A 7,425-nucleotide genomic window follows, 5' to 3' on the forward strand; every position below is an offset into this window, starting at 1 on the left:
CGCGACCGGCTGCCCGGCACGCTGCGGGCGCGGCTGCTGCGCCCGGCCCGCCGGCGCCTGCGCGGCGCGCCCCTGGCGGGCCCCCGCCTGCTGCGCCGGCTGCTGGGCGCGGGTCTGCTTCGGGGCCCGCTGGGGCTGCGGAGGGGCGGTCGGCACCGGCGAGGAGGCCGGGTCCACCCACGCGGCGCGCGGGCCGACGAGCTCGTCGACGACGGCGGCACCCGCCGCGGCGGCCGTCCAGCGCGGGGAGATGCCGGCCTGGCGGGCCAGGGTACGCACGTCGCCGCGCTGGTCCGGGGTGGCCACCGTGACGACGGTGCCGCCGGCGCCGGCGCGGGCGGTGCGCCCGGAGCGGTGCAGGTACGCCTTGTGCTCGGTGGGCGGGTCCACGTGCACCACGAGGCCGACCTCGTCGACGTGGATGCCGCGCGCGGCGATGTCGGTGGCGACCAGCACCCGCACCGAGCCCTCGGAGAAGGCGCCGAGGTTGCGCTCGCGGGCGTTCTGGCTGAGGTTGCCGTGCAGGTCCACGGCGGGGGTGCCGGCGGCGGTGAGCTGCTTGGCCAGCTTCTTCGCGCCGTGCTTGGTGCGGGTGAACAGCACCGTGCGCCCCTGCCCGGAGGCCAGCTCGCGCACCAGGTTCGCCTTGCCGTCGGCGGCGACCTCCAGCACGTGGTGCTCCATCGTGGACACCGGCGCCACGGCCGGGTCCACCGAGTGCGTCACCGGCTGCGACAGGTACCGCTTGACCAGCACGTCCACGCCGTTGTCGAGCGTGGCGGAGAACAGCAGGCGCTGCCCGCCGGCCGGGGTGGTGTCCAGCAGGCGCTTCACGCCCGGCAGGAAGCCCAGGTCGGCCATGTGGTCGGCCTCGTCGAGGACCGTGACCTCCACGGCGTCCAGGCGGCAGTGGCCCTGCCGGATGAGGTCCTCCAGGCGCCCGGGGCAGGCGATGAGCACGTCGACGCCCTCGCGCAGCGCGGTGACCTGCGGGTTCTGGCCGACGCCGCCGAAGACGACGGCCGTGCGCAGCCCCACCGCCGCCGCCAGCGGGGTCACGGTCGCCGAGACCTGGTTGGCCAGCTCGCGCGTGGGCACCAGCACCAGGGCGCGCGGGCGGGTGGTGCGGCGGGGGGTGCCGGAGGCGGCCAGGCGCGCCACCAGCGGCAGCGCGAACGCGATGGTCTTGCCGCTGCCGGTGCGGCCGCGGCCGAGCACGTCCCGCCCGGCCAGGGAGTCCGGCAGGGTCGCGGACTGGATGGGGAACGGGGCGGTGACCCCGCCGGCGGCGAGGACGTCCACGAGCGCGGCGGGCACGCCCAGCTCGGCGAAGGAGCGCTCGTCGGCCACCTGGCCGGCGGGCGGGGCGACGGGGGCGTGCTCGGCCGCGGGGGCCTGCACGGCGTCGGTGCGGGGGGCGGGCACGCCGCCACCGCGGGCGCGGCGGCGCGGCGGGCGCTGACCGGGCACGGAGGAGGTGGTCGCGGGCGTGCGGGAGCCGCTGGGCGCGGAGGGGTTCAACGGGGGCCTTCCGGGACGACGGGGGTGGCCGTGGTGCCCGACCGCACCCGCCCGGGCGCCGTGGCGCCGTGCGAGGGACCTGCGCGCCGCGGCGGCCCACCGGGCCCACCGCGCGCTGAACACTCGACCGCGGGCACGCCGACGGCGTCCCGCTCTCCTCAGCGTAACGGTCGGTGGCCGTCTCTTCTTCCACCGCGCACCGCGCGCCGACCGCGACCGCCCCGGACGTGACGCGCCTCACGCGCAGCCGCCGGGGCGGCTCGCACCGGCACCCACCCGCTCGTGAAGGCAGGCTAACCTCACTTCCCGTGGTACCCGCGACGAGCCCACCCCCGGCCGCCACCGCCCCCGGCGCCCGCGCCGCGCGCCGCTCGAACCGGCGGCGCGCCACCGCCCTGGTGCTGTCGTGCGCGCTGCTGCTGCTCGCCGTCCTCGCCAGCCTGGCCGTCGGCTCGCGCGCCGTGCCCCCGGGCACCGTCCTGGACGCGCTGCGCGGGATCGGCGACTCCCAGGACGCCCTCGTGGTGCGCGAGCTGCGCGTGCCGCGCACCCTGCTGGGCGTCCTCGCCGGCGCCGCGCTCGGCCTGGCCGGGGCGCTCATGCAGGCGCTGACCCGCAACCCGCTGGCCGACCCCGGCCTGCTCGGCGTGACCTCCGGCGCCGCCGCGGCCATGGTCACCGCGGTCGGCGTGCTCGGGGTGACGTCGCGGCTGACCCTGGTGTGGGCGTCCATGCTCGGCGCCGCCGTCGTCTCCGTCGTCGTGTACGTGCTCGGTTCCGCCGGTCGCGGCGGCGCGACGCCGGTGCGGCTCGCCCTGGCCGGCACCGCCGTCAGCGCCGCGCTGACCGCGTACACGACCGCGCAGGTCCTGCTGGACCAGCAGACGTTCGACCGCTTCCGCTTCTGGCAGGTCGGCTCCCTCGCCGGGCGCGGCCTGGAGGCCTCCTGGCAGGTGCTGCCGTTCATCGCGGTGGGCGTGGCGCTGGGGCTGTCGCAGTCGAGCTCCCTGAACGCCCTGGCCCTCGGCGTGGACTCCGGCCGCGCCCTGGGCGCCCGCGTGGGGCGCACCCGCGTGGTGACCGCGCTGGCCGTGACGCTGCTGTGCGGGGCGGCGACCGCCGCCGCCGGGCCCATCTGGTTCATCGGCCTGGCCGTGCCGCACGCGGTGCGCGCCCTGACCGGGCCCGACCAGCGCTGGGTGCTGTCCCTGTCCCTCGTCCTGGCGCCCGCGCTGCTGCTGCTGGGCGACGTGATCGGCCGGGTCGTGGTCCGCCCCGGCGAACTGGAGGTCGGCATCGTGACCGCGCTGCTCGGGGCGCCCGTGCTCATCGCCCTGGTCCGCCGCCGCCGGCTGGCGCAGCTGTGAGCGCGCCCGCCGGCGCCCCGCCGCTGCCCGCCCCGCCCGCCCCGGTGGCCACCCGCGCCCGCCGCGGGCGCACCCTGCGCGCCGGCGCGCTGAGCGCGCGCGTGGAGGGGCGCTCCCTCGCGGTCTGCGCCGCGCTGGTCGTCGTCGCCGCCGCCGTCTCCGCGGTGAGCCTGACCACCGGCGACTACCCGATCGGCGTCCCCGACGTCCTGCGCACCCTGGCCGGGCGCGGGGAGGGCGCCGACGAGTTCATCGTCCTCGGGCTGCGGCTGCCGCGCCTGGTCACCGGGCTGCTCGTCGGCGTGGCCCTGGGCGTGGCCGGTGCCGTGTTCCAGCTGGTGACCCGCAACCCGCTGGGCAGCCCGGACGTCATCGGCTTCACCCACGGCGCCGTCACCGGCGCCCTCGTCGTGATGCTGCTGCTGGGCGGCAGCGGCGCCGCCGTGTCCGGCGGCGCGGTCGCCGGCGGGTTCGCCAGCGCGGTCCTGGTGTACCTGCTCTCGCGCAGCGGGGGCCTGCAGGGCTACCGCCTGATCCTCGTGGGCATCGGCCTGACGGCCGCGCTGCAGGCCGTCAACAACTACCTGCTCACCCGCGCCGAGGTGGAGCAGGCGCAGGCGGCGCAGGTGTGGATCACCGGCAGCCTCAACGGCCGCACCTGGGAGCAGGCCGTCCCCCTGGGGGTCGGGCTCGCGCTCCTGCTGCCGGTGCTCCTGGGGCTGAGCCGGCCGCTGGGGATGCTCGACCTGGGCGACGACGCCGCCCGCGCCCTGGGGGTGCGCGTGGACGCGGTGCACCTGGTCGTGCTGGCCCTGGCGGTGACGATCACGGCGCTGGCCGCGACGGCCGCGGGCCCGGTGTCCTTCGTGGCGCTGGCGGCCCCGCAGGTGGCCCGCCGCCTCACCGGCACCGTCGGGCCGGGCCTGGTGGCCGCCGGCCTGACGGGGGCGCTGCTGGTCGTGCTCAGCGACTTCGCCGCCCAGCGCGTCTTCGCGCCCACCCAGCTGCCCGTGGGCGTCGTCACCGGCGCCGTCGGCGGGCTCTACCTGGCGCTCCTGCTCCTCGGGCAGTGGCGGCGGGGGCGCGGGTGAGCGGCGGCACCGGCAGCACCGGCAGCACCGGCAGCACCGCGACGAGCACGACCACGAGCAGGAGCACGACCACGAGGACGGCGGAGCAGTGACCCACGCGCGCACCACCCCCGGCGGCAACCGGCTGCGGGGCGAGGACCTGACCCTCGCCTACGGCGAGCGCACCATCGCCACCGGCCTGGGCATCGAGGTGCCCGACGGCTCCTTCACCGTCGTCATCGGCCCCAACGCCTGCGGCAAGTCCACCCTGCTGCGCGCCCTGGCGCGGATGCTCGCCCCGCAGCGCGGGCACGTGTACCTGGACGGCTCGGTCATCCAGTCGCTGCCGTCGAAGGAGGTCGCCCGCCGGCTCGGCCTGCTGCCGCAGAGCGCCACCGCCCCCGACGGCATCACCGTCGCCGACCTGGTGGCCCGCGGCCGCTTCCCGCACCAGAAGCTGCTGCGGCAGTGGACGCGCGAGGACGAGCGCGCCGTGGACGCCGCGATGGCCGCCACCCGGGTGCTCGACCTCGCCGAGCGGGGCGTCGACGAGCTCTCCGGCGGTCAGCGCCAGCGGGTGTGGATCGCGATGGCGCTGGCGCAGGAGACGCCGCTGCTGCTGCTGGACGAGCCGACCACCTACCTCGACATCGCCCACCAGATCGAGGTGCTGGACCTGTGCGCGCAGCTGCACGAGGAGCAGGGGCGCACCCTGGTGGCGGTGCTGCACGACCTCAACCACGCCTGCCGCTACGCCACCCACCTGATCGCGATGCGCGACGGGCGGGTCGTGGCCGAGGGTGAGCCCACGCGGATCGTCACGGCCGAGCTCGTCGAGGAGGTCTTCGGGCTGCCGTGCGTGGTGGTGCCCGACCCGGAGACCGGCACACCGCTGGTGGTGCCGCGGGCGCGCAGCGGGCGCGGACGGGCCGTGGCCGTCTGAGGCGGCGCACGGGGACGGGCCGGCGGCGGGGCGGGCAGTAGCGTGGGGAACGTGCCCCCCGCCGCGCCGACCGCACCGAACGACGCACCCCGGGGCCGCAAGCGCCTGGGCCTGGTGGTCCACCCCACCCGCGACGTGACCGAGCAGGTCGCGCTCGTCGTGGACTGGGCCCGCGGGCACGGCGACGAGGTGGTGGGCCTGCGGGCCGACGGCGCCCGTCTCGGCGAGCGCGGCCGCGACGTGGTCCTCGTCGGCGAGGACGAGTTCACCCGCACCGTGGACGCCGTCGTCAGCCTCGGCGGGGACGGCACGATGCTGGGGGCGCTGCGCCTGCTGGTGGGCCGCCGCATCCCGGTGCTGGGGGTGAACCTGGGGCACCTGGGCTTCCTGGTGGAGCTGGAGCCGCGCGAGCTGCCGGCGGCGCTGGAGCGCATCACCGCCGGCGACTTCACGGTGGAGCCGCACCTGTGCCTGCGCGTGCAGAGCCCCGGCCACGAGTGCGTCGCCTTCAACGACGTGGCGCTGGCCCGCACGCCCGGGCGCGGCACCGTGGTGGCGGCGCTGTCCGTGGCGGAGCAGCGCATCGGCTACCTGCGCTGCGACGCGGTGGTGCTCGCCACCCCCACCGGCTCCACCGCCTACAGCTACGCCGCCGGCGGGCCGGTGGTCTCCCCCGGCGCCGACGCCCTCGTCGTCACGCCCGTCGCCCCCATGTCGGGGATCGGCCGGCCCATCGTGCTGGGCGTGGACGAGCCGGTGCGCGTGGAGCTGCTGGAGTCCTCCGGGCCGCCCGTGCTGGAGGTCGACGGCATCGCCTCCGGGGAGCTGGCCGTGGGCTCGGTGCTGGAGGTGCGCGCCGAGCGCGACGCCGGGCACGTCATCCGCCTGGACGCCACCGGCCACGGCCGGCGCTCCCGGGTGAAGCTGAGCCTGCTGGACCTGCCGCTGCTGCCCGACGAGATGCTCGAGCTGGTGCCGCAGGGGCTGCGCCGCCACGAGGCGCCCCGGCCGGAGAGCCCGCACCCGCACCAGCGGCCGCAGCGGAGCTGAGGGCCCCGGCTCAGGGACCGGCGGGGGACGCCGCGGGCTCGGCGGGCGCGTCGGGGCTCGGCGCGGCGACGACGTCGGCGTCCTCGACCCCGGTCCCGGTGGACCCGGCGGCGGCCTCGTCGGCCGGCTCGTCCGAACCGCTCGAGCCGCTCGTCGCCGTGGGTGAGGCGGTGGCCGTCGGCGAGGCGGTGGCCGTGGGCGTGGCCCCGCGCGTGCTCGTGCCGCCGGTGGCGGAGGCGCCCGGGCTGCGCGTCGCGGACTCGGTCGCCGTGGCGGTGGGGCCGGTGCTCGCCGTGGTGGTCGGGCTCGCCGTCGGTTCGCCGGTCGTCTGCGCGGGGGTCGGCGTGCTGGGGGCCCTCGTGAGCGAGCCGCCCAGGACACCGGTGCTGACGTCCGACTCGACGTCCTGGCGCTGCGCGGCCACGCTGCGGCCCCCGACCTGCTCGTAGACGGCGATGCCGCCCACCGAGACGACGAAGGCCAGCACGCCCAGCAGCACGGCGTGCCGGGCACCGAAGCGACGGGCGGTCACGGGTGCGGGCACCCGCTCGGGCCCGGGGGCCGGCGGGGGCGTCGGGACGGGCGGGAGCGGTGGCACGGGGCCGCCGGACCCACCGGCGGGCGGGTCGGTGCGCTCGGGGTGCTCGTCCTGCGGTGCGGGGACCGGCGAGGGGTCGTGGCGGCGCTCGCGGGCGCGCCGGGCCGCCTCGGCCAGCCGCTCCTGGCTGGTGGTCAGGTAGTGGTTGTAGACCGCCGCCGCCGTGGAGGCCGCGACGCTGCCGACGGCGGCGCCCACCAGGGTGCTCAACGGCCCCAGGCTGCGCAGGCCGGCCAGCAGCACCGCCGAGGTGGCCGCCGCCAGGGCGCCACCGGCGATCTGCATCCAGTTGATCGTGAGTCGGGTCCGCTCGGGGTTCTGCTCGCTCATTCCGCCCTCATCGTCGCACCCCGCGCCCGGAGCGCCGCACCCCGCGCACCGGGCGCCGCGGGAGGGTTCGTGGAGCTGTGGTGAGGACCGCACCGGTGGCCGCCCGGGGCGGGCTCGGCCACAGTGGCGCCATGACGATCCTGGTGCAGGACCTGAACCAGTGGAAGGGCGCCCCGATCACGGACGCGGCCGAGCAGAAGATCGGCACGCTGGCGTCGGTCTACGTCGACGCGGCCACCGACGAGTGGCTGTTCGCGGCCGTGGAGACGGGCGTGGTGGGGTTCAGGAAGGTGGTGCTGGTGCCGCTGGAGCGGGCGGCGGTCGGTCGGCACGACATCCGCGTGGCCTTCCCGAAGGACAGCGTGAAGGCCTCGCCGGAGTTCGGCACCGACGAGGAGCTCGGCCCGGACGACGAGCCGCGCATCTACGCCCACTACGGCATGGAGTACTCCCCGGCGGACACGCCCAGCGGGCGCCGGCTGGCGCGCCGCTGAGCGTCCCTCCCCCGCGCACCCCCTCCCGGGCGCGCCCGCGCGTCAGGCGCGG

The 7,425-nt window shown here is 77.9% G+C and carries 7 protein-coding genes; 5 read left to right on the plus strand and 2 right to left on the minus strand.

Annotated features, from left to right (window positions below; genetic code table 11):
• A partial coding sequence (locus tag V9U69_RS10865) for a DEAD/DEAH box helicase (protein ID WP_337061818.1) occupies positions 1-1,425 on the minus strand: 1,425 nt, incomplete at its 3' end.
• Between the two features lie 404 nt (positions 1,426-1,829).
• Between V9U69_RS10865 and V9U69_RS10870 the strand changes: the two genes are divergently transcribed.
• From V9U69_RS10870 to V9U69_RS10885, 4 genes are all read left to right on the plus strand, one after another.
• The gene (locus V9U69_RS10870; protein ID WP_337061819.1) at positions 1,830-2,888 is read left to right on the plus strand and encodes a FecCD family ABC transporter permease; all 1,059 of its coding nucleotides are present in this window, start codon (positions 1,830-1,832) and stop codon (positions 2,886-2,888) included.
• A complete protein-coding gene (locus V9U69_RS10875; protein ID WP_337061821.1) occupies positions 2,885-3,979 on the plus strand; it encodes a FecCD family ABC transporter permease in 1,095 nt (364 codons plus the stop codon). Before V9U69_RS10870 ends, V9U69_RS10875 begins: the two co-directional genes overlap by 4 nt.
• 88 nt (positions 3,980-4,067) lie before the next feature.
• Positions 4,068-4,901 carry an ABC transporter ATP-binding protein gene (locus tag V9U69_RS10880; RefSeq protein ID WP_337061823.1) on the plus strand — a complete coding sequence of 278 codons (834 nt, stop codon included), beginning with the start codon at positions 4,068-4,070 and terminating at the stop codon, positions 4,899-4,901.
• Positions 4,902-4,952: 51 nt separating this feature from the next.
• Entirely contained in the window at positions 4,953-5,951 is a 999-nt protein-coding gene (locus V9U69_RS10885; protein ID WP_337061825.1) for an NAD(+)/NADH kinase, read from the plus strand.
• A gap of 10 nt (positions 5,952-5,961) precedes the next feature.
• On the opposite strand, the gene V9U69_RS10890 is transcribed toward V9U69_RS10885, so the two are convergent.
• Positions 5,962-6,879 carry a hypothetical protein gene (locus V9U69_RS10890; RefSeq protein WP_337061827.1) on the minus strand — a complete coding sequence of 306 codons (918 nt, stop codon included), beginning with the start codon at positions 6,877-6,879 and terminating at the stop codon, positions 5,962-5,964.
• A gap of 131 nt (positions 6,880-7,010) precedes the next feature.
• Between V9U69_RS10890 and V9U69_RS10895 the strand changes: the two genes are divergently transcribed.
• The gene (locus V9U69_RS10895; RefSeq protein ID WP_337061828.1) at positions 7,011-7,373 is read left to right on the plus strand and encodes a PRC-barrel domain-containing protein; all 363 of its coding nucleotides are present in this window, start codon (positions 7,011-7,013) and stop codon (positions 7,371-7,373) included.
• The last annotated feature ends 52 nt before the right edge of the window (positions 7,374-7,425 follow it).

This window comes from Kineococcus sp. G2 (genome assembly GCF_037154035.1).
GTDB lineage: Bacteria > Actinomycetota > Actinomycetes > Actinomycetales > Kineococcaceae > Kineococcus.

Coding starts and splice junctions, on each gene's coding strand:
- V9U69_RS10890 (WP_337061827.1), bottom strand. CDS start 6,879: ATGAGCGAGCAGAACCCCGAGCGGACCCGACTCACGATCAACTGGATG.
- V9U69_RS10895 (WP_337061828.1), top strand. CDS start 7,011: ATGACGATCCTGGTGCAGGACCTGAACCAGTGGAAGGGCGCCCCGATC.